16 protein-coding genes are annotated in these 18,171 nt (G+C 67.4%); 6 read left to right on the forward strand and 10 right to left on the reverse strand.

Annotated features, from left to right (window positions below; genetic code table 11):
- Positions 1-196 precede the first annotated feature (196 nt).
- Positions 197-1,234, reverse strand: a complete 1,038-nt coding sequence (locus tag C664_RS18945) for an aliphatic amidase (RefSeq protein WP_004292540.1) — start codon at positions 1,232-1,234, stop codon at positions 197-199.
- Positions 1,235-1,454: 220 nt separating this feature from the next.
- Here C664_RS18945 and C664_RS18950 point away from each other — a divergent pair, with 220 nt between their 5' ends.
- Both C664_RS18950 and C664_RS18955 read left to right on the forward strand, forming a co-directional pair.
- The gene (locus C664_RS18950; protein WP_004292542.1) at positions 1,455-1,679 is read left to right on the forward strand and encodes a hypothetical protein; all 225 of its coding nucleotides are present in this window, start codon (positions 1,455-1,457) and stop codon (positions 1,677-1,679) included.
- On the forward strand, positions 1,676-2,692 hold the full coding sequence (locus tag C664_RS18955) for a virulence RhuM family protein (protein WP_004292543.1): 1,017 nt from the start codon (positions 1,676-1,678) through the stop codon (positions 2,690-2,692). Before C664_RS18950 ends, C664_RS18955 begins: the two co-directional genes overlap by 4 nt.
- Before the next feature lie 110 nt (positions 2,693-2,802).
- Here C664_RS18955 and C664_RS18960 read toward each other — a convergent pair whose 3' ends face one another.
- The 7 genes from C664_RS18960 to urtA form a co-directional block, all read right to left on the reverse strand.
- Positions 2,803-3,147, reverse strand: coding sequence for an FmdB family zinc ribbon protein (locus C664_RS18960; protein ID WP_004292545.1), 345 nt, complete (start codon positions 3,145-3,147; stop codon positions 2,803-2,805).
- A 65-nt stretch (positions 3,148-3,212) separates the two neighbouring features.
- Complete coding sequence (gene fmdA / locus C664_RS18965; RefSeq protein ID WP_004292547.1) at positions 3,213-4,445, reverse strand: formamidase; 1,233 nt, start codon at positions 4,443-4,445, stop codon at positions 3,213-3,215.
- Between the two features lie 21 nt (positions 4,446-4,466).
- Complete coding sequence (gene urtE / locus C664_RS18970; RefSeq protein WP_004292549.1) at positions 4,467-5,156, reverse strand: urea ABC transporter ATP-binding subunit UrtE; 690 nt, start codon at positions 5,154-5,156, stop codon at positions 4,467-4,469.
- Between the two features lie 18 nt (positions 5,157-5,174).
- Positions 5,175-5,918, reverse strand: coding sequence for an urea ABC transporter ATP-binding protein UrtD (gene urtD / locus C664_RS18975; RefSeq protein WP_004292551.1), 744 nt, complete (start codon positions 5,916-5,918; stop codon positions 5,175-5,177).
- Positions 5,919-5,939: 21 nt separating this feature from the next.
- Positions 5,940-7,169: an urea ABC transporter permease subunit UrtC gene (gene urtC / locus C664_RS18980; RefSeq protein ID WP_004292553.1), complete on the reverse strand. Its 1,230-nt coding sequence runs from the start codon at positions 7,167-7,169 to the stop codon at positions 5,940-5,942.
- Positions 7,170-7,221: 52 nt separating this feature from the next.
- A complete protein-coding gene (gene urtB / locus C664_RS18985) occupies positions 7,222-8,136 on the reverse strand; it encodes an urea ABC transporter permease subunit UrtB (protein WP_004292555.1) in 915 nt (304 codons plus the stop codon).
- 82 nt (positions 8,137-8,218) lie between these two features.
- The gene (urtA, locus tag C664_RS18990) at positions 8,219-9,469 is read right to left on the reverse strand and encodes an urea ABC transporter substrate-binding protein (RefSeq protein WP_004292557.1); all 1,251 of its coding nucleotides are present in this window, start codon (positions 9,467-9,469) and stop codon (positions 8,219-8,221) included.
- A gap of 378 nt (positions 9,470-9,847) precedes the next feature.
- Here urtA and C664_RS18995 point away from each other — a divergent pair, with 378 nt between their 5' ends.
- Both C664_RS18995 and C664_RS19000 read left to right on the forward strand, forming a co-directional pair.
- Positions 9,848-13,300, forward strand: a complete 3,453-nt coding sequence (locus C664_RS18995; protein ID WP_038012493.1) for an ATP-binding protein — start codon at positions 9,848-9,850, stop codon at positions 13,298-13,300.
- Positions 13,272-13,925 carry a response regulator transcription factor gene (locus tag C664_RS19000; RefSeq protein WP_004292560.1) on the forward strand — a complete coding sequence of 218 codons (654 nt, stop codon included), beginning with the start codon at positions 13,272-13,274 and terminating at the stop codon, positions 13,923-13,925. Before C664_RS18995 ends, C664_RS19000 begins: the two co-directional genes overlap by 29 nt.
- A 32-nt stretch (positions 13,926-13,957) precedes the next feature.
- On the opposite strand, the gene dksA is transcribed toward C664_RS19000, so the two are convergent.
- Both dksA and C664_RS19010 read right to left on the reverse strand, forming a co-directional pair.
- Complete coding sequence (gene dksA / locus C664_RS19005; RefSeq protein ID WP_004292562.1) at positions 13,958-14,392, reverse strand: RNA polymerase-binding protein DksA; 435 nt, start codon at positions 14,390-14,392, stop codon at positions 13,958-13,960.
- 110 nt (positions 14,393-14,502) lie between these two features.
- Positions 14,503-16,347 (reverse strand): SLC13 family permease, encoded by a 1,845-nt coding sequence (locus C664_RS19010; protein ID WP_004292564.1) that lies wholly within the window; start codon positions 16,345-16,347, stop codon positions 14,503-14,505.
- Positions 16,348-16,545: 198 nt separating this feature from the next.
- On the opposite strand from C664_RS19010, the gene C664_RS19015 reads away from it, so the two are divergent.
- Both C664_RS19015 and C664_RS19020 read left to right on the forward strand, forming a co-directional pair.
- Positions 16,546-17,223, forward strand: a complete 678-nt coding sequence (locus C664_RS19015; protein WP_004292565.1) for a class I SAM-dependent methyltransferase — start codon at positions 16,546-16,548, stop codon at positions 17,221-17,223.
- Between the two features lie 166 nt (positions 17,224-17,389).
- On the forward strand, positions 17,390-18,171 hold a 782-nt coding region (locus C664_RS19020), incomplete at its 3' end, for an urease accessory protein UreD (protein ID WP_004292567.1).

The following is an 18,171-nucleotide window of genomic DNA, read 5'->3' on the forward strand; positions in this document are numbered from 1 at the left end:
GGCGCCATCCCGGCCGGGCCGGAAACTCGCTGCGCTCGGACAGCCGGCCCGGACTGCCCCGGGATGGCGCCGCCCGAGCCGGCGGGCCTGAAATCGCCCCATCGCGCCCCGCCCCCTCCGGGGAGACGTGGGTGGGGGGCTCGGAGGGGGCGTTCCGGGCGCGCCTTCGACAGGTGTTTGGCAGGAGGCGTGTGCTTCAGCGATGGCTTGGCGGCTGGTTGGGGATGCCCTCGATCGGGCATTCCGGCGTGCCCACGGTCGAACGGGTGATCGCCTCCACCTTCTTGCGCGTGCCTTCCGGGTCGTTGATCCACTCGCCGTAGAAGCTGTAGGGGCAGGCGGCGACGCCGGTGGGCTCCTCGCCGGAGTTGATCTTGCCGGTGTAGCCGCGGTGCAGCAGCTTGAAGAGGTGGTTCTGCGACTGGGCGTTCTTGCGAAAGTCGCGGATCAGGCTGGTGGAGAGTTCGGCGTACTGGATGCCCATCTCCTCCTCGCCGCATTCGCCCAGCGTGCGGCCGTCGAAGCCGACGATGGCCGAGTGGCCGAAGTAGGAATACACGCCGTCGAAGCCGGTGGCGTTGGCGACGGCCACGTAGCAGTTGTTCATCCACGCCATCGCCTTGGCCACCATCACCTGCTGGTCCTTGGCCGGGTACATGTAGCCCTGGCAGCGCACGATCAGCTCGGCGCCCTTCATCGCGCAGTCGCGCCAGATCTCGGGGTAGTTGCCGTCGTCGCAGATGATGAGGCTGATCTTCATGCCCTTGGGGCCGTCGGACACATAGGTGCAGTCACCCGGATACCAGCCCTCGATCGGCACCCAGGGCATGATCTTGCGGTACTTCTGCACGATCTCGCCCTGGTCGTTCATCAGGATCAGCGTGTTGTAGGGCGCCTTGTTGGGGTGCTCTTCATGGCGCTCGCCGGTCAGCGAGAACACGCCCCACACCTTGGCCTTGCGGCAGGCGGCAGCGAAGATCTCGGTCTCCTCGCCCGGCACCGTGGCGGCGGTGTCGTACATCTCCTTGGGGTCGTACATGATCCCGTGGGTCGAATACTCGGGAAAGATCACCAGGTCCATGCCCGGCAGGCCCTGCTTCATGCCCACCACCATGTCGGCAATCTTGCGCGCGTTGTCCAGCACCTCGGCCTTGGTGTGCAGGCGCGGCATCTTGTAGTTGACCACCGCAACGCCCACGCAATCGGCGCTGCTCGAAATATCTCCGTGTCTCATGGATTGGGTCTCCCGGTGAGGCGGGTTGCAAAGGATGTGGCCTCATTGTCGGGAGGGTGATGCGCTGCACAAATACGTTGTTTGACGTATCGGGGCTGCTTGGATCATTCGATGGTGAATCTGAATTGCATAGATGACTCCACCGTCCCTGATATCGTCTACGCTCGCTGCGGCGCGCAAGGGCTCGAGCGCGAAGAGATGTTGCACGAACGAGGGACACATGGCCGGACACGACAAGAAGCTCATCCGTAACAGCACCGCCGAGTTCCTGATCTTCACCGGTCAGGCAGGCGACCAGAGCATCGAGGCGCGCTACGAGGACGAAACCGTCTGGCTGACGCAGAAGCTGATAGCCGAGCTGTTTGCTGTGGATGTGCGCACGGTCAGCGAGCACCTCAGGAACATCTTCGCCAGCGGCGAGTTGGACGAGGAGGCGTCAGCATGACGCAAGTGATTCTCTACACCAGCGAAGACGGCAAGAGCCAAATTCAGTTGCGCGCAGATGGGCAAACGGTGTGGCTCACGCAGTTGGAAATGGCGGAACTGTTTAGTGCCACCAAGCAGAACATTTCGCTGCACCTGAAGAATGTCTTTGCCGAGGGGGAGTTGGACCCGGCGACAACTGTCAAGGAATCCTTGACAGTTCAAACCGAGGGCAGACGTCGGGTTAACCGGTCACTTACGCTGTACAACCTCGACGCCATCCTGGCCGTGGGCTACCGCGTGCGCTCGCCGCGCGGGGTGCAGTTTCGTCGCTGGGCGAGTACGGTGCTGAAGGAGTACCTGCTCAAGGGCTTCGTCATGGACGACGAGCGGCTGAAGAATCCGGATGGCCGCCCGGACTATTTCGACGAGATGCTGGCGCGCATCCGCGATATTCGCGCCTCGGAAAAGCGGTTCTATCAGAAGGTGCGTGATCTCTTCGCCCTCTCCAGCGATTACGAGAAGACCGACACGGCCACCCAGCAATTTTTCGCCACCGTGCAGAACATGTTGCTGTACGCGGTGACGCAGCAGACCGCTGCTGAACTCATTCTGGCGCGGGCCAACCCCGCCGACCCCCATTTTGGCCTGCTGACTTGGAAGGGCACGCAGGTGCGCAAGCAGGACATCGTCGTCGCCAAGAATTACCTGACCGGGGACGAGATCGACACCCTCAACCGGCTGGTGGTGATCTTTCTCGAAACCGCCGAACTGCGCGCCAAGCGGCAGACGCTCACCCCCATGGCCTTCTGGCAGGAGAACGTGGGGCAGATCATTACCGCGAATGGCTTTCCCTTGCTGAGTGGCGCGGGTTCGGTCAGTCATGCCCGCATGGAGCAGAAGGTGGGTACGCTGTTTGTCGATTACGACCAACGCCGCAAGAGACTGGAGGCGCAGGCTGCCGATGCGCAGGACGAGGCGGAATTGAAAGCACTGGAAAGCAGGATCAAGCGCCGCACAGGAAAAGCTTCATGACCGATCTCAGAAGAGGAAAACTGCGCTCGACAAGCACAACGCCCTCCTGAAGGAGTTGGGGCTGCCGAACCTGCTGTGCAGGGTACGGCCGGGCGCGTCACCTTCCCCCGTCAATGACTAATCATCCACGGCCTTTTCGTCGGAAACGCCTTCGACCCATCGGCCGCCCTGACCGTCGACTTCGACGGTTTCCCGCTGCAACACCCGCACCCCGGCCCGTGCTTGTGCCGCGCTGCATACTCCGCGCTGGTCATCGGCGCATTGGCTGCGCGTTCGTTGGTGGCGTGGGCGTTGCGGGTGGCGCCGTCCATCGTGGCCAGCGTCGGGGCGCTGAGCATGACGCGGTAGGCCTCCGCGCCGCAGTGGGGGCAGGCGCAGGGTTCGTTGCGGGCGCTCATGGGGCGCAGGGCGGAGAAGTCGCCGCAGTCTTCGCAGAAGTATTCGTAGGTCGGCATGTTGGGCTCCCGGTGGCGGTGCCCGCCGCGCGGGCGGCGGCGGGCGGGCTGCGGTGGAGGCGGGCTCAGGTCTTGTCGTAGGCGATGGGCATGTCGACGCCGCCGCTGATGAACTTCGTCGGCCCTTCGGCGGTGGGGTTGATGTCGAAGTCGAAGATCTCGGTGGGCAGCCACAGCGTGGCGCAGGCGTTGGGGATGTCGACCACGCCGCTGATGTGGCCCTGCACCGGTGCCGTGCCGAGGATGGAGTAGGCCTGGGCGCCGGAGTAGCCGAACTTCTTCAGGTACTCGATGGCGTTGAGGCAGGCCTGGCGGTAGGCGACGTGCACGTCCAGGTAGTGCTGCTTGCCCTGTTCGTCGACCGAGATGCCTTCGAAGATCACGTAGTCCTTGTAGTTGGGCGTGATCGGGCTGGGCTTGAAGATCGGGTTCTTGATGCCGTACTTGGCCATGCCGCCCTTGATGAGGCTGACCTTCATGTGCACCCAGCCGGCCATCTCGATGGCGCCGCAGAAGGTGATTTCGCCGTCGCCCTGCGAGAAGTGCAGGTCGCCCACCGACAGGCCGGCGCCCTTCACGTACACGGGGAAGAACACGCGCGAGCCACGCGACAGATCCTTGATGTCGCAGTTGCCGCCGTGTTCGCGCGGCGGCACGGTGCGGGCGCCTTCGGCGGCGGCCTTGTCGCGGGCCTCGCCTTTCAGCTTGCCCATGTGCGCGGTCTTGGGCGCGGGCGGGTTGGCCAGCGGCGGCACGCGGTCGGGCTGGGTGGCGATGAAGTCGACCTCGCGCTCGTTCCACATGTCGAGCATCTTCTGGTCGGGCAGGCAGCCGATGAGGCCTGGGTGGATGAGGCCGGCGAAGCGCACGCCGGGGATGTGGCGGCTCTTGGTGAACATGCCCTCGAAGTCCCAGATGGACTTCTGCGCGTGCGGGAAGTGCTCGGTGAGGAAGCCGCCGCCGTTGTTCTTGGAGAAGAAGCCGTTGAAGCCCCACAGGCTTTCGTCCTTGGCGCCGATGTCGAGCAGGTCGACCACCAGCAGGTCGCCGGGCTCGGCGCCTTCGACGCCCACCGGGCCGGACAGGAAGTGCACGGTGGACAGGTCCACGTCGCGCACGTCCGAGGCGTCGTCGTCGTTCTTGATGGCGCCGCCGGTCCAGTCGTAGGTCTCGAGGACGAAGTCGTCGCCGGGCTTCACCCAGCACGCCATCGGGATGTCCGGGTGCCAGCGGTTGTGCACCATCTCGTTTTCGTACGGGGACTGCTTCAGATCGACCTTGATCAGCGTTTCAGGCATGGCACACCTCTTTTTGGTGGGTTACACGGAGAGGAACTGCTTGATGTGGGCTTCGTCGGTGTCGGCGCGCGCGCTTTCATGGACGAGGCGTCCGCCTTCGATGACGAACAGGCGGTCGGCCACGTCCATCGCGAAGGAAAGGACCTGTTCGGACACGACGATGGTGATCTGGCGGATCTTGCGGATCTCGTTGAGCGCCTTCGCGATGTCCTTGATGATCGAGGGCTGGATGCCCTCGGTGGGTTCGTCGAGCAGCAGCACCTTGGGGTCGGTGACGAGCGCGCGGGCAATCGCGAGCTGCTGCTGCTGGCCGCCGGAGAGGTTGCCGCCCTTGCGCCGGCGCATGTCCCACAGCACCGGGAACAGCGCGTAGATCTCGTCGGGCACCTTCTTGACCTTGGCGTTCTCGAGGCCGGTGTGGATGTTTTCCTCGACGGTGAGGGTGGGGAAGATCATCCGCCCTTGCGGCACGTAGGCGATGCCCTTGGCCACGCGGCGAAAGCTCTCGTCCTTGCCGACTTCCTGGCCGTCGACCTCGACGCTGCCGGACTTGAGCGGCAGCACACCCATCAGCGACTTGAACAGCGTGGTCTTGCCCATGCCGTTGCGGCCCATGATGGCGACGGCTTCATTGCGTTCGGCCGCGAACGAGATGCCGTGCAGCGCCTCGCTCTGGCCGTAGTTCACGACGAGGTTGGATACCTTGAGCATGGTGTTCTCCGAGGAGGCTCAGTGGCCTAGATAGACGTCGATGACCTTGGGATCGGACTGGACCTTGTCCATCGAGCCTTCGGCGAGGATCTTTCCCTGGTGCATCACCGTGACCTTGTGGGCGATGCGGGCGACGAAATCCATGTCGTGCTCGATGACGATCACCGACCGGTTCTGGCAGATGCGGTTGAGCAGGTCGGCGGTCAGTTCGCGCTCGCGGGCACTCATGCCGGCGATGGGCTCGTCCAGCATCAGCAGCTCCGGGTCCTGCATCAGCAGCATGCCGATCTCCAGCCACTGCTTCTGGCCGTGCGACAGCAGGCCGGCCTCGAGGTCGAGGCGGTCGGCGAGGCCGATCATCCCGGCGACCTCGTCGACCTTGGCCTGCACCGCGTCGTCGCACTTGAAGCCGAGCGCGCCGAACACGCCGCGGCCACGCGGGAAGGACACCTCCAGGTTCTTGAACACGCTGAGGTTTTCGTAGATGGACGGGGTCTGGAACTTCCGCCCGATGCCGGCGCGCACGATCATGTGCTCGGGCAGCCGGGTCATCTCCTGGTTCTTGAACTTGATGCTGCCGGCCGAGGCCTTGGTCTTGCCGCAGATGAGGTCGAGCAGGGTGGTCTTGCCGGCGCCGTTGGGGCCGATGACCACGCGCAGCTCGCCGCGATCGACGTAGAGGTTGAGGCTGTCGATGGCCTTGAAGCCGTCGAAGGAGACCGTCAGGTCTTCCACGGCGAGGACGAAGTCGGTGTTGCTCATGATGTGGGTCTCCCTGTTCCGTCAGGCCGACTGGCTGCTGACCTTGGCGCCGAGGTGGATGTCGGCGGCCGGGGCAGCGGCGCTGCTGGTGGTGGTGTGCGGGACCGTCGGGGCGGCCGGGGCCGTGCTTGCGCTGGGCGGCTCGCCCCCGCTGCCGGCCGGCGCCGACGCCTGCTTGCGGCGCGCCAGCCAGGGCTTGACGTGGCTCTCGTACAGGCCGGCCAGACCGTTGGGGAAGGCCATGACCACGCCGATGAAGAGCGCCGCCATCAGGAACAGCCACAGGTCGGGGAAGGTCTCGGAGAAGTAGGTCTTGCCGAAATTCACCAGCAGCGCGCCATACACCGCGCCCACCAGGCTCATGCGCCCGCCCACTGCGGCGAAGATCACCATCTCGATCGAGGGCACGATGCCGACGAAGGACGGCGACATGAAGCCGACCTGCAGCGTGAACATTGCGCCGCCGATGGCCGACAGGGCGGCCGCCAGGCAGAAGGCGAAGACCTTGAACATCGACACGTCGTAGCCCGAGAAGCGCACGCGGTCTTCCTTGTCGCGCATGGCCAGCAGCAGGGTGCCGAGCTTGCTGAGCTGGATCCAGCGGCACAGCAGGATGGCGCCGAGCAGCAGGGCGGCGGTGAGGAAGTACAGCAGCGTCTTGGCTTCGTCGGTGCGGATGTCCCAGCCCATCAGGGTCTTGAGGTCGGTCATGCCGTTGACGCCGCCGGTGTAGCCCTGCTGGCCGATGATGAGCACGGTCAGGATCAGCGCCACCGCCTGGGTGATGATGGCGAAGTACACCCCGCCCACGCGGCGCTTGAACATGGCGTAGCTGATGATGAAGGCCAGCAGCACCGGCACCGCGACCACCGCGAACAGCGTGAAGCCGAAGGAGTTGAAGGGCTCCCACCACAGCGGCAGCTCGGTGAGCTGGTTCCAGTCCATGAAGTCGGGGATGCCCGGTGTGGATTGGATCTTGGTGCTCTCGGGGTCGGACGCCTCGAGCTTCAGGAACATGGCCATGGCGTAGCCGCCGAGGCCGAAGAACACCCCCTGGCCCAGGCTCAGCACGCCGCCGTAGCCCCACAGCATGACGAGGCCGATGGCGACGAAGCCGTAGGTGAGGTACTTGCCCACCAGGTTCAGGCGGAAGGTGTCCATCGCCAGCGGGAACACCACCAGCAGCAGGACGGCGAGGATCGCGATGCTGGCAAGGCCGCTGCGTCCCAGCCAGGTTTTGATTGCATCCATGTTGGCTCTCCGGTCTTGGATTCGGGATTCGGTCGTGTCGGTGCCGGCGGACTCAGCGGCGCACCTTGGAGGCGAACAGGCCTTGCGGGCGCAGCATCAGGATGGTCACGATCAGCAGCAGCGTGAGCACCTTGGCCATCGAGCCGGACAGGAAGAACTCGGAGATCGACTGCGTCTGCGCGATGCCGAAGGCCGAGACCACCGTGCCCCACAGGCTGGCCGCGCCGCCGAAGGTCACCACCAGGAAGGCGTCGACGATGTAGAGCGAGCCGCTGGTCGGGCCGGTCGAGCCGATGGTGGTGAATGCCGCCCCGGCCACGCCGGCGATGCCGCAGCCGATGGCGAAGGTGACGCGGTCGGTGCGCGTGGTGTTGATGCCGATGGCGTTGGCCATGCTGCGGTTGGCGACCGTGGCGCGCACCCGCAGGCCCCAGCGCGACTTGTAGAGCGCGAGCAGCACGCCGCCGGTGACGACGATGGTGAGGCCGAGCACGAACATGCCGTTGATCGGGATGTCGAGCCCTTCGGCCGGCGACCACGAGCCCATCAGCCAGTCGGGCAGGGTGGGGCTGACTTCCTTCGGCCCGATGATGGTGCGGAAGGCCTGCTGCATGCCCAGCGACAGGCCCCAGGTGGCGAGCAGGGTGTCGAGCGGGCGCTTGTACAGGTGCCGGATCAGTGCCCATTCCGCCAGCCAGCCGAAGGCGAAGGCGACGAGGAAGGCGCACACGATGGCGAACGGGAAGTAGGCCTGGATCAGGCCCGGCGCGTAGGTTTCGGTGAGGCTGGAAAGCAGGAAGATGGTGTAGGCGCCGATGGTCATGAACTCGCCATGCGCCATGTTGATGACGCCCATCTGGCCGAAGATGATCGCCAGGCCGAGCCCCATCAGCAGCAGCACCGCGAACAGGCTCAGGCCGGCAAAACCCTGCATCAGGGCGATGTTGTAGATTTCGTCGAACGACATGACGGACCTCCGGAGGGGTGGGCGGAAGACGGCTGTTAACAGCCGGAAACCGCCGCGGCCTGAGCCGCGGCGGCCGCGTGGCTTACTGGTAGCCCTTGGGGAAGGGGTCCGGAACGATCAGCTCGGGCGATTCCGCCACCACCTTGAAGGTGCCGTCGGCCTGGCCCTGCGCGATGCGGGCCTTGCTGTACAGGTGGTGGTTCTCGTGGATCTTCACGTAGCCCTCGGGCGCGGTCGGCAGCTCGATGCCCGGCGAGGCGGCGACCACCTTGTCCACATCGAAGCTGCCCGCCTTCTCGACCGCCGCCTTCCACAGCCAGGGGCCGAGGTAGGCCGCCTGGGTGACGTCGCCGATGACCGCCTTGGGCCCGTAGGCCTTCTTGAAGGCTTCGACGAAGGCCTTGTTGTTGGCGTTGTCGAGGGTCTGGAAGTACTTCATCGAGGAGTAGAAGCCCTCGAAGTTCTCGCCGCCGATGCCCAGCATCTCGTCCTCGGTCACCGACAGGGTGAGCAGGAACTGCTTGGCGCCGGTGATGCCGGCGGCCTTCAGCTGCTTGTAGAAGGCGACGTTCGATCCGCCTACCACGGCCGCGAAGATGCAGTCGGGCTTGGCGATCTTGATCTTGTTGATCAGCGAGTTGAAGTTGGTGTTGCCGAGCGGGTAGTACTCTTCGCCGACGACCTTGCCGCCCTGGAAGTTCTCGATGTGCTTGCGCGCGATCTTCATCGAGGTACGCGGCCAGATGTAGTCCGAGCCCACCAGGAAGACCTTCTGTGCGCCCTTTTCCTTCTTCGCCCAGTCGAGGCCGTAGAGGATCTGCTGGGTGGCTTCCTGGCCGGTGTAGATGACGTTCTTCGACTGCTCCAGGCCTTCGTAGAAGGTCGGGTAGTAGAGCAGGCCGTTTTCCTTCTCGAAGATCGGCAGCACCGCCTTGCGCGAGGCTGAGGTCCAGCAGCCGAACACGGTGGCGACCTTGTCGTTGACCAGCAGCTTGCGCGACTTCTCGGCGAAGGTCGGCCAGTCGGAGGCGCCGTCTTCCTTGATCACCTTGATCTTGCGGCCGAGGATGCCGCCCATGGCGTTGATCTGGTCGATGGCGAGCTGTTCGGCCTGGATGGAGCCGGTCTCGGAGATGGCCATGGTGCCGGTGGCCGAGTGCAGCTGGCCGACGATGACTTCGGTGTCGGTCACGGCCAGGCCGGTGGTGTTGACCTGGGCGGTAGGCAGCGCGGCGGCGTGGCCCATGCGGGACATGGCCAGTGCGAGCGGGAGAGCGGCGGCGCCGAGCATGAACGTGCGGCGCGAGGAGGAAGGCAGGTGCTTGTCTGACATGGATCGCTCCTTGATGAGTGGGCTGCAACACGGATCTGGCGAGGCGGCGGGCCGGTCGGGCTGGCTCGATTTGTCGTCTCGTTGCGGTGCACAAGCTATCCATCGGGGGCGAAACAGCGAATACGTCAAACGACGTATGGGGATGCGCAGGGGGTGTCGCTATCGTCTTGTGCGGCGCACAAGAGGCGGCGGGGCCGCGGCATGTCCGTTGCCGGGCGTGGTGCATGCACCGGCCGGGGCGCCCCGATGTGGTGCGCGCGCGGGCTGCCGGCGGGGTGCGGATGGTGCGCCTGCGGGCCCTGCATGCACCGCGATGGGTGGGAATGCTTCTTGCTGAAGCACCGGATCGATCCTGACCACCCTTCATCGCCCACTGCCGTGACCGCCCCTGCCAGCCAGCGCATCATCCACATCCGTCGCGAGTACAACAGCTGGGTCGCCGACGAGACGCTGGAGGACTACGCCTTGCGCTATGCGCCGCGCAGCTTCCGCAAGTGGTCGTTCTCGCGCATCGCCCACACCGCGCTCGGCGCCGTGTCCTTCCTGGCGATGGAGGCCATCGGCGGCACCATCGCGCTGAACTGGGGCTTCACCAACGCGGTGTGGGCGATCGGCCTGGTGGCGCTGGTGATCTTCCTCACCGGCCTGCCGATCAGCTACTACGCCGCGCGCGAAGCGGTGGACATGGACCTGCTGACCCGCGGCGCCGGCTTCGGCTACATCGGTTCGACCATCACCTCGCTGATCTACGCCTCCTTCACCTTCATCTTCTTCGCCATCGAGGCGGCGATCATGGCGCTGGCGCTGGAGCTGTGGTTCGACCTGCCGCTGCAGTGGGGCTACCTGCTGAGTTCGCTGGCGGTGATCCCGCTGGTGACGCACGGCATCACCTGGATCAGCCGGCTGCAGGCGTGGACCCAGCCGGTGTTCGTGGTGCTGCTGCTGACGCCCTTCCTCGTCGTGCTGCTGCGCGAGCCCGAGCTGTACGCCGCCTTCACCGAGCTCGGCGGCCGCCACGGCAACGACTTCGACTGGCTGGCGGTGGGCGCCGGCTGTACCGTGGCTTTCGCACTGATCGCGCAGATCGGCGAGCAGGTGGACTTCCTGCGCTTCCTGCCGCCGGCGGGCAAGCGCAACCGCGGGCGCTGGTGGGCCTCGGTGGTGGCGGCGGGGCCGGGCTGGATCATCCCCGGCGCGCTCAAGATGGTCGGCGGCGCCTTCCTCGCCTTCCTCGCGCTGCAGGCGATGGTGCCGCCGGAGAAGGCGCTGCAGCCCACACAGATGTACCTGGCCGGCTTCCAGCACGTGGTCGACGATCCACGCGCGGCGATCGCGCTGGCCTGCATCTTCGTCATCATCTGCCAGGTCAAGATCAACGTGACCAACGCCTATGCGGGGTCGCTGGCGTGGTCCAACTTCTTCTCGCGCCTCACCCACAGCCACCCGGGGCGGGTGGTGTGGCTGATCTTCAACGTGCTGATCGCGCTCATGCTGATGCTGCTGGGCGTGTTCGAGGCGCTGGAGCACGTGCTGGGCGTGTATGCCAACGTGGCGGTGGCGTGGATCGGCGCGGTGGTGGCCGACCTGGTGGTGAACAAGCCGCTCGGCCTGTCGCCGCGCCACATCGAGTTCAAGCGCGCCTACCTCTACGACGTCAATCCGGTGGGGGTGGGTGCGATGCTGGCGGGCTCGGTGCTGGGCATCATCGCCTTCGGCGGCCACCTGGGGCCGGTGGCGCAGGCCTTCGCGCCCTTCATCTCGCTGCTGACAGCCTTTGCGCTGGCGCCGCTGATCGCCTGGGGCACGCGCGGCCGCTTCTACCTGGCGCGACCGCGTGAGACGCAATGGCGCGTGGCCGAGTCGCTGCGCTGCGTGGTGTGCGAGAACCACTTCGAGGCCGAGGACATGGCGCAGTGCCCGGCCTACGGTGGCGCCATCTGCTCGCTGTGCTGCACGCTGGAGGCGCGCTGCCGCGACCGCTGCAAGCCCGACGCCGGCCTGCTCTCGCGCTTCGCGCCCTTGCTGGCCGGCTGGATGCCGTCGTCGATGTCGGCGCGGGTGGCCCGCCGCGTGAGCCAGTTCGTGATGGTGTTCTTCGTCAGCAGCCTGGTGATCGCCTCGGTCGTGGGCCTGGTGTACCAGCAGGAACTGCTGGCGGAGCAGGCGGGGGCGACCGATCTGGGGCTGGCTTTCCTGCGCATCTTCGCCGTGCTCGTGCTGCTGGCGGCGGTGGGGGTGTGGTGGCTGGTGCTGGCCAACGAGAGCCGGCGGGTGGCGCAGGAAGAGTCCGAGCGCCAGAACCAGCTGCTGCTGCGCGAGATCGAGGCCCACCGCGACACCGACGCCAAGCTGCAGCAGGCCAAGGAGGACGCCGAGGCCGCCAACGCGGCCAAGAGCCGCTACGTGCGCGGCATCAGCCACGAGCTGCGCACGCCGCTCAACACCATCCTCGGCTACTCGCAGATCATGCTGCGCGACACCGACCTGCCGCGGCGCCGGCGCGAGGCGATCTCCACCATCCAGCGCAGCGGCGAACACCTGCTGGCGCTGATCGACGGCCTGCTCGACATCGCCAGCATCGAGGCCGGGCGCCTGCAGTTCAACCGCCAGGAGTTCCGCTTCGGCGAGTTCCTCGCCCACGTCGAGAAGATGATCGCGCTCGAAGCCGGGCGGAAAGGGCTGGCCTTCCGCACCGAGTTTGCCGGGCGCATGCCCGAGGTGGTGCAGGGCGACACCAGCCGCCTGCGCCAGATCCTGATCAACCTGCTCGCCAACGCCGTGCGCTACACCGAGCGCGGCGAGGTGGTGCTGAAGATCACCTACCAGAGCGAGATCGCGGTGTTCGAGATCCGCGACACCGGCTGCGGCATTCCGGCGGCCGACCTGGAGCGCATCTTCGAGCCCTTCGAACGCGGCACCGGCAACCAGCCGCCGAGCGCGCCGGGCACGGGCCTCGGGCTCACCATCACCCGTCTGCTGATCGAGCTCGCCGGCGGCCAGCTCACGGTCAGCAGCACGCCGGGGCGCGGCAGCGTGTTCCGCGTCAAGCTGCATCTGCCGCGGGTGGCGCATCCGCGGGTGGCGACGCGGCCGGAACGCGAGATCCGCGGCTACTTCGGTCCGCGGCGCAAGCTGCTGGTGGTCGACGACCAGCCGGCGCAGAGCCACCTGATCGCCGACATGCTGCGTCCGCGCGGCTTCCTGGTCGAGGAGTGCGAGCGTCCGGACGAGGCGCTGCGCCAGGTGGAGGCGTTCGCGCCGGACATCGTGTTCCTCGACGTGTCGATGCCGGTGACCGACGGCTGGACGCTGAGCCGCCAGCTGCGCGATGCGGGCTACAGCGGGCCGATCGTGATGGTGTCGGCCAACGCCTACGAGAACCTGCCGGACCGGCGCACGGCCGCGGGCTGCGACGACTTCATCGTCAAGCCGGTGCTGGAGACCGAGCTGTTCGCGCGCCTGAGCACCTGGCTGGGACTGGCGTGGATCTACGCCGAGAACGGCGAGGCGACGGCGGTGCCTGCGGGCGCGCGTGCGGCGCTGCCGCCGGCCCTGCCCGCCGATCACACCCCACCGGTCCGTCCCGCGTCACTTGCGCCGGCGGCGCTGTCCGCCCTGTCCGGACACCTCCGCGCCGAGCTGCGCGAGTTCGCCGACCTCGGCCACCTGCAGGGCCTGGTGCGTCGCCTCGACGAACTCGAAGCCCTGCATCCCGAACTCCGCGCCCCGCTGGAAAGCCTGCGCGCGCTGACCCTGGAGCTGCGCTTTGACACCCTCATCCACATGCTCGATGGAGTCGCCGATGACTGCCCCGATGCCGTCGCTCCGTGAGCGCGAAGTCGTCCTGCTGATCGACGACGCACCGGACACGGTGCGCATGATCGCCGAGGCACTCGACGAGGCCGGCTACACCGTGCTGGTCGCCACCGACGGCGCCACCGCGCTGAAGCGGCTCGAGCGCATCACCCCCGACGCGGTGCTGCTCGACGCCTGCATGCCGGGCATGGACGGTTTCGAAACCTGCCGCCGGCTCAAGCAGGCGCCGGGCATGCGTACCGTGCCGGTGATCTTCATGACCGGGCTGGCGGAGACCGAGCGCCTGGTCGAGGGCTTGTCCGCCGGGGGCATCGACTATCTGGTGAAGCCGGTCGTGCCGGACGAACTCGTGGCGCGGCTGCAGGCGCACCTGCGCGTGGCGCGCGACATGAATGCGGCGATGCGCGCGCGCAGCGAGGACGCCGAGCCTGCCGCGGCGCTGCTGCCCAATCCGCTGACGCAGCGCGAGATGGACGTGCTGGAATGGGTCGCGCGCGGCAAGACCAACCGCGATGTGGCGGAGATCCTCGGCATGAGTCCGCGCACGGTGAACAAGCACCTCGAGCACATCTACGAGAAGCTCGGGGTGGAGACCCGCACCGCGGCCGTGGCCCAGTTCGCGCGGCTCGCGCGCGGCTGAACCGTGGCTGCGGTGCCGGCCGGGTTTGCCGCTCAGCCGCCCTGCATCTTGCGTCGGGCTTCGTGGATTTCCTGCGCCTCGACGCTGAGGGTGGCCGTCGGCCGTGCGAGCAGGCGGGCGATGCCGATCGGCTCGCCGGTATCCTCGCACCAGCCGTAGCTGCCGTTGTCGATGCGCACCAGCGCCTCGTCGATCTTGTGCAGCAGCTTGCGTTCGCGGTCGCGCACGCGCAGTTCGAGGGTGTGGTCTTCCTCGAGCGAGGCGCGGTCCGAGGGGTCGGGCGTGCTCTCGAACTCCTGCAGGTGCAGCGTGGTGCGGTGCGCGGATTCGAGCAACTGGTCGCGCTCCTCGATCAGCTTGGCGCGGAAAAAGGCCAGTTGCCGGGGCGACATGTAGTCATCCAGCGGCGCCTTGCGAATCTCGGCTTCGGTCAGCAGGGTGTCGGGGACGGTGGCCGTTGCGTTCATGGTGCTTCTCCTCCTGACATGCGGCGTGGCGAACGGGGGTTCGAGCGTCGGATGGCGGTCTGATCCCAGCACCATACACGCCCACGCCGCCGCCGGGGTGGTTTCCGCGCCTACGGCTGCGGTGCAAAGGGAAACAGCAGGGGGAGCACGGTGACGCACACCAGCAGCACCAGCACCGTGAAGGGCACGCCGACGCGCACGAAGTCCATGAAGCGATAGTGGCCAGGGCCGGTCACCAGGGTGTTGACCGGCGACGAGACGGGCGTCATGAAGGCCGCGGAGGCGGACAAGGCCACGGTCATGGCGAAGGGATAGGGGGAGAGGTCCAGCTGCTGGGCCAGGGCGATGCCGATGGGGGCCATCAGCACCGCCGTGGCGGTGTTGGAGATGAACAGGCCGACCACCGACGTGAGCACGAAGAGCATGGCCATGACCACCCGGGGCGAGGCCTCGCCGCTCAGGCCCAGCAGCGAGGAGACGATGAAGTCGATGCCCCCGGTCTTCTGCAGCGCGATGGCGAAGGGCAGCATGCCGACGATGAGGATCAGGCTCTGCCAGTGCAGGGAGCGGTAGGCGCTGTTCAGGTCGATGCAGCGGAAGGCGCCCATCAGCAGGCAGCCCAGCAGGGCGGCGATCACGCTGGGCACCAGGCCCGAGACCATCAGCCCGACGGTCAGGGCCAGGGTGAGCAGGGCGAAAGGCGCGCGACGCGCGGCGGGAGCGGCCTCGTCCATCTCCGCCGGCACGCTCAGCACGAGAAAGTTCTGCGGCTGCATGTTGAGCAGGCGGATGGCCTTCCAGGTGCCGGCGATCAGCAGCGTGTCGCCCATCCTCAGCCGCTCGTGGAGCAGGGTGTCATCCAGGGCGTGACCGCCGCGGCGCAGGCCGATGACGTTGATGCCGCGCTGGGAGCGCATGCGCAGTTCGAGGATGGAATGGCCGATGAGGGTGGAGCCGGGCGGAATGACGACTTCCGCCAGCCCCAGTTCGCGGGACATGTCGGTGAAGTAGTCCTGCTTGAAGGCACGCTTCTGAAGATGCATCTCGGCGCAGAAGCGCTCGATGTCGAGCTCGGCCCGGACGAAATCCACCAGCAGGATGTCACCGGCCAGGATCTCCCGGTTGGCCGAGGTGGTGAGCATCACCTGACCGAACTGGCGCATGCGCTCGATGGCGATCACGTTGGCGCCATAGCCGGCGCGCAACTGCAGTTCGCCCAGGGTGTGTCCGATCATCGGCGAGCCCGCGGCGACCTGCATGCGGCGCACCCGGTCGAGCAGATGGTAGTCCTTGGCCAGTTCCCGCAGGCGCCGGCGGCCCTGAGCACTGCGGCCGTGCGCCTCGGGTTCGGCGCCCAGCCAGCGGCGCGCGTACATCATGTAGGCGATGCCGAGGACGAGGACGATGAGTCCGGCCGGGGTGAAGTCGAAGAATCCGAAGCCGGAGAGCCCCGCCCGCTGCAACTCGCTGTTGACCACGAGGTTCGGCGGCGTGCCCACCAGTGTCAGCATGCCGCTGATCAGCCCGGCGAAGGCAAGCGGCATCATCAGCCGGCCGGCACTGGCGCCCAGCCGGGCGGCCACGCTCAGGGCCACCGGCACGAAGATGGCCACCACGCCGGTGGAGCTCATCACCGAACCAAGGCCCGCCACCGCGAGCATCAGCAGCACCAGGAGGCGGGTCTCGCTGCTGCGGGTGGTGTGTACCAGCCAGTCGCCGACGCGGTGGGCGATGCCGGTCTGAACCAGGCCCTCGCCGATGACGAAGAATGCGGCGATGAGGATCACGCTGGGCTCGCTGAAACCTGACAGTGCCTCGTCGACCTCCAGGGTGCCGCTGATCACCAGGGCGAGCATGGCAGCCAGGGCCACCACGTCCATCCGGGGCCGGTTGGCGATGAAAGCGGCCACGCAGGCGGCCAGCAGGGCGAAGACCCACAGCATTTCGAGGTTCATGACATCGGGCGGATTCGGAGGAAGGGAAAGTCTTGGTGACGCTGAAAGGGCCGTATGGTAACGATTTAAGCGAGCGTGCCGGCCGCGGACGGTCTTTGTCCGCGTGGCACCCCTGCCCGTGCTGCGCGGCGGCCGGGGAGGCATCGGCGCCCAGGCCAGGGGCGGTGACGCTCATGCGATACCCGTAGAATCGCGCGCATGGGTCTCCGCAAAGCCTCTTCCTGCGTCTCCGGCTGCGCCGCCTGTCCGGTGTGCGGGGCGGTCGATGTGCGTCCCTTCATGCAGGTCGACGGCCGGGCCTACCTGCGCTGCCTGGCGTGCGAGGCGACCTTCGTGCCGCCCGCGCAGCGTCCTGCGGCGGCGGTCGAGCGGGCGGAGTACGAACTGCATCGCAACGATCCGTCCGATCCGGGCTACCGCCGCTTTCTCGACCGCCTTGCCGGGCCTTTGCTGGCGCGGCTGGCACCGGCGAGCGCGGGCCTGGACTACGGCTGCGGGCCCGGTCCGGCGCTGGCCGACATGCTGTGCGCGGCCGGCCACCGGATGACGCTGTATGACCCTTTCTTCGCGCCGGATCGTGCCGCCCTCGCGCGGACCTACGACTTCGTCACCTGCACCGAGGTGGCCGAGCACTTTCACGACCCGGCCGGTGAGTTCGCCCGCCTCGACGGCCTGCTGCGGCCCGGCGGCTGGCTGGCGGTCATGACCTGCTTCCAGACCGACGACGTGCGCTTCGCACACTGGCACTACCGCCGCGACCCGACCCACGTGGTGTTCTACCGCGAGGCCACCTTCCGTGTGCTGGCCCGGCGCTTCGGCTGGCAGTGCGAGGTGCCGTGCAAGGACGTGGTGCTGATGCGCAAGCCGGGCGGCTGACCGCCTCCCCGGTCGGGGTGGCCCGGCGCACCATCCGGGTGCGCCGGAGGACGGTTTCGTCGCACTGCAATGGTGCGCGCGCCGGAGCGCCGCGGCGTGGCGGGCCGCGACAGCCCGGCAGCCGGGCCTTTCCACGGGCTGGCCCGCTATTTGCTGAGCTTGGTGCATGAATGCCCCGCTCGTCTTCCCCGCCGATCACCTCGTCGCGCCGCCGCGGCAGCAGGGCTGGCAAGCGGCCTTGTCACTGGCCTACGCCCGCCGCGGAGAACGGAGCGTGCTGGTCCGCCGCAGCCATGTCGGGCCGTTGGTGGTGCAGCGTCCGCTGTATCCGGAAGGGGATGCGGTCTGCCACACCGTCCTGGTGCATCCGCCAGCCGGCATTGCCGGTGGCGACCGCCTGCAGGTGACGGTGCAGGTCGATGGCGGTGCCCATGCCTTGCTGACCACGCCGGGGGCGGGCAAGTGGTACCGCAGCGCCGGCGCCGCCGGCGCCCTGGTGCAGCGCATCGCGGTGGCCGCGGGCGGCGTGTGCGAGTGGTTGCCGCAGGAGAGCATCGTCTATGACGGCGCGCTCGGCGAGCTGGCGACCGAGGTGCGCCTGCAGGGCAACGCCTGCTTCGTCGGCAGCGAGATGTTGTGCTTTGGCCGCACGGCCGCCGGTGAGCGCTTCGGCCGCGGTGAGATGGCGATGCGCATCCGCATCGAGCGCGATGGTCGCCCGCAGTGGCTGGAGCGCGGCGTGCTGCGCGGCGGCGATGCGCTGCTGGGCGCGGCGGTGGGGCTGCAGGGGCAGCCGGTGAGCGGCAGCTTCATCGTCGCTTCGCCGCGCTGCGATGCGGACCTGCTGGCCGCGTGGCGCGACATCGTGCCCGCGGCGGGCGAAGGCGGCGTGACCCTGCTGCCGGGCCTGCTGGTGGCGCGCTGGCTGGGGCCGGCCTGCGAGCCCGG

The organism is Thauera sp. 63, assembly GCF_000310165.2.
GTDB classification, from domain to species: domain Bacteria; phylum Pseudomonadota; class Gammaproteobacteria; order Burkholderiales; family Rhodocyclaceae; genus Thauera; species Thauera humireducens.

What these genes read in the sequence shown, in the direction of transcription:
- C664_RS19000 (WP_004292560.1), top strand. Translation starts at nt 13,272, where the DNA reads ATGACTGCCCCGATGCCGTCGCTCCGTGAGCGCGAAGTCGTCCTGCTG.
- C664_RS19010 (WP_004292564.1), bottom strand. Translation starts at nt 16,347, where the DNA reads ATGAACCTCGAAATGCTGTGGGTCTTCGCCCTGCTGGCCGCCTGCGTG.
- urtC (WP_004292553.1), bottom strand. Translation starts at nt 7,169, where the DNA reads ATGGATGCAATCAAAACCTGGCTGGGACGCAGCGGCCTTGCCAGCATC.
- urtB (WP_004292555.1), bottom strand. Translation starts at nt 8,136, where the DNA reads ATGTCGTTCGACGAAATCTACAACATCGCCCTGATGCAGGGTTTTGCC.
- C664_RS18955 (WP_004292543.1), top strand. Translation starts at nt 1,676, where the DNA reads ATGACGCAAGTGATTCTCTACACCAGCGAAGACGGCAAGAGCCAAATT.
- C664_RS18960 (WP_004292545.1), bottom strand. Translation starts at nt 3,147, where the DNA reads ATGCCGACCTACGAATACTTCTGCGAAGACTGCGGCGACTTCTCCGCC.
- fmdA (WP_004292547.1), bottom strand. Translation starts at nt 4,445, where the DNA reads ATGCCTGAAACGCTGATCAAGGTCGATCTGAAGCAGTCCCCGTACGAA.
- C664_RS18950 (WP_004292542.1), top strand. Translation starts at nt 1,455, where the DNA reads ATGGCCGGACACGACAAGAAGCTCATCCGTAACAGCACCGCCGAGTTC.
- urtD (WP_004292551.1), bottom strand. Translation starts at nt 5,918, where the DNA reads ATGAGCAACACCGACTTCGTCCTCGCCGTGGAAGACCTGACGGTCTCC.
- urtE (WP_004292549.1), bottom strand. Translation starts at nt 5,156, where the DNA reads ATGCTCAAGGTATCCAACCTCGTCGTGAACTACGGCCAGAGCGAGGCG.
- dksA (WP_004292562.1), bottom strand. Translation starts at nt 14,392, where the DNA reads ATGAACGCAACGGCCACCGTCCCCGACACCCTGCTGACCGAAGCCGAG.
- C664_RS18945 (WP_004292540.1), bottom strand. Translation starts at nt 1,234, where the DNA reads ATGAGACACGGAGATATTTCGAGCAGCGCCGATTGCGTGGGCGTTGCG.
- C664_RS19015 (WP_004292565.1), top strand. Translation starts at nt 16,546, where the DNA reads ATGGGTCTCCGCAAAGCCTCTTCCTGCGTCTCCGGCTGCGCCGCCTGT.
- urtA (WP_004292557.1), bottom strand. Translation starts at nt 9,469, where the DNA reads ATGTCAGACAAGCACCTGCCTTCCTCCTCGCGCCGCACGTTCATGCTC.